Origin of the sequence: Actinotalea sp. C106, from assembly GCF_023630195.1 — a bacterium.
GTDB lineage: Bacteria > Actinomycetota > Actinomycetes > Actinomycetales > Cellulomonadaceae > Actinotalea.
Window position 1 is genome coordinate 1 of the sequence record NZ_JALPKN010000393.1, and the last position, 2,316, is coordinate 2,316.

Sequence of the window (2,316 nt, forward strand, 5' to 3'; positions counted from 1 at the left end):
CGGCGGGCCGCACGCCGCAGGTCCTCGGCCGGGACCCCGGACACCTGCTCGGCGCGCTCGGGCCACCAGGCCGCGACGCTGCGACGGACGTCCTCGGCCCCGCTCGTGCGCGCCTCGAGGTACTCCTCGTCGACCAGGCCTTCGGCCCAGACCACGTGCAGCAGGGCCATGAGGACCACGAGGTCGGTACCCGGCACGGGCTGCAGGTGCATCCCCGCGCCGTCGTCGGACAGCGCGGCGGTGGCCGAGTGGCGCGGGTCCACGACGACCAGACCTCCCGCGGCGCGCGCGCCCGCGAGGTGGGTCGTGGACGGGGGCATGGTCTCGGCCACGTTGGACCCGAGCAGCAGCACGGCCTGCGCGCCGCCCAGATCGGCCAACGGGAAGGGCAGTCCACGATCGATCCCGAAGGCCCGGTTGGCCCCTGCGGCGGCGCTCGCCATGCAGAACCGGCCGTTGTAGTCGATGAACGGCGTGCGCAGCACCACCCGCGCGAACTTCCCCAGGGCGTAGGCCTTCTCGTTCGTCAGCCCCCCACCACCGAAGACCGCCACCGTCTCCGGCCCGTACCTGCGCCGAAGCCCGTGGATCCGCTCCGCGATCAGGTCCAGGGCTTCGTCCCAGGACGTCGGGTGCAGCTCGCCGTCGTCACCGCGAACCAGGGGGGAGGTCAGCCTGTCGGGGGCGCGGAGCACCTCGGCGCTGGTCCAGCCCTTCTGGCACAGCCCGCCCCGGTTGGTCGGGAAGTCTCGACCCTCCACCGTGACCGGTACCCGGGCTGCGGTCGGGGCGGCGCCGGGCACCTCGGCGTCGCCCTCGACGGGCTCGGGGGTGGTCAGGTGCATCGCGCACTGCAGGGCGCAGTACGGGCAGTGGGTCGCGGCCGGCGCCGCGGGTGCCTGCGGGGTCGGCAAGTGCACGGTGGACGCAGTCATTCAGATCCCTGCAGCGCTGAGCACGGCGGCGCGGCGCTGGTAGACGAACCAGGTGGTGAACCCCATCACGAGGTAGACGCCGACGAAGGCCCAGAGCGCAGGCTGCAAGGAACCGGCCAGGTCGTCGGAGATCGCGAACCCTCGCGGGATGAGGAACCCTCCGAAGGCCCCGATGGCCCCGGCGATCCCAATGCACCCTGCTGCGGCCTTGCGGGCCCGTGCGGCGCGCTCGGGGGTCGTCGCCCCGACCTGGAACACCGCGGGGATCATGCGGTACGTCGCGCCGTTGCCCACCCCGGTGGCGACGAAGAGCACCAGGAAGGTCCCGAGGAACAGTCCGAAGCTTTGCCGCTCGAGGGCCGTGATCGCCCCGACAGCTCCTGCGGCCATGGTGGCGAAGGAGCTGATGGTGACCCGGGCGCCGCCCCACCGGTCGGCCAGGATCCCGCCGACCGGGCGCGCCAGGGAGCCGACCAGGGCGCCGAGGAAGGCCACGCTCAGGGTGACCTCGGGGAACTGGCCGCGCAGCAGCGTGGGGAAGGCCCCCGAGTAGCCGATGAAGGACCCGAAGGTGCCGATGTAGAGGAACGAGATGATCCAGGTGTGCCGGTTGTGCACCGCAGCACCGAAGGCGCGGTAGTCCGACCGCGCGCCCGAGAGGTTGTCCATGCGCCGCCAGGCCCACACGGCGGCGACCAGGATCAGGGGGATGAACATCAGTCCGGCGCGCTCGAGGGCGATCCCGGCCCCCGCGACGATCACGAGGGGCACGGCGAGCTGGACGGCCGCGGTCCCGAGGTTGCCCCCCGCAGCGTTGAGCCCCAGGGCCTTGCCCTTCTCTCGCTCGGGGTAGAAGAACGAGATGTTCGCCATCGACGAGGCGAAGTTCCCGCCACCGACCCCGGCCAGGGCCGCGACCACGAGCAGCACCGAGAACGGGGTCTCCGGGCGTGAGGTGACGTAGGCGAGGGCGCTCGCGGGAAGCAGGAGCAGCAGCGCCGAGATGATCGTCCAGTTCCGCCCGCCGAACAGCGGGACGGCGAACGTGTACGGGATCCGCAGGGTCGCGCCCACCAGGCTGGGGATCGCGATGAGCCAGAACTGCTGGTCGACGGTGAGGACGAACCCCACGGCCGCGAGCTGGGGAACCACGATGCTCCACGACGCCCACACCGCGAAGCCGAGGAACTCCGCGAAGATCGAGGGATGCAGGTTGCGGCGCGCCACGGCGCGGCCCCCGCCCTCCCAGAAGGCGGGGTCCTCGGCGTCCCAGTGGTCGATCCACCGGCCGCGCCGGGTGGCCCCGGGGGTCGTGCTCGTCGCGGGGGGCGTGGCCACCGCGCTGCCGCTCGGGGCGCCCCCGTCCCTGCTCGCGGGGTCG

2 protein-coding genes are annotated in these 2,316 nt (G+C 73.0%); both read right to left on the bottom strand.

Going from position 1 to position 2,316, the window contains the following annotated elements:
- The coding region (locus tag L0B03_RS16780) for a molybdopterin oxidoreductase family protein (RefSeq protein WP_250447993.1) at positions 1-935 on the bottom strand (935 nt) is incomplete at its 3' end.
- The gene (locus L0B03_RS16785; RefSeq protein WP_250447996.1) at positions 936-2,273 is read right to left on the bottom strand and encodes a nitrate/nitrite transporter; all 1,338 of its coding nucleotides are present in this window, start codon (positions 2,271-2,273) and stop codon (positions 936-938) included.
- Between the last annotated feature and the right edge of the window lie 43 nt (positions 2,274-2,316).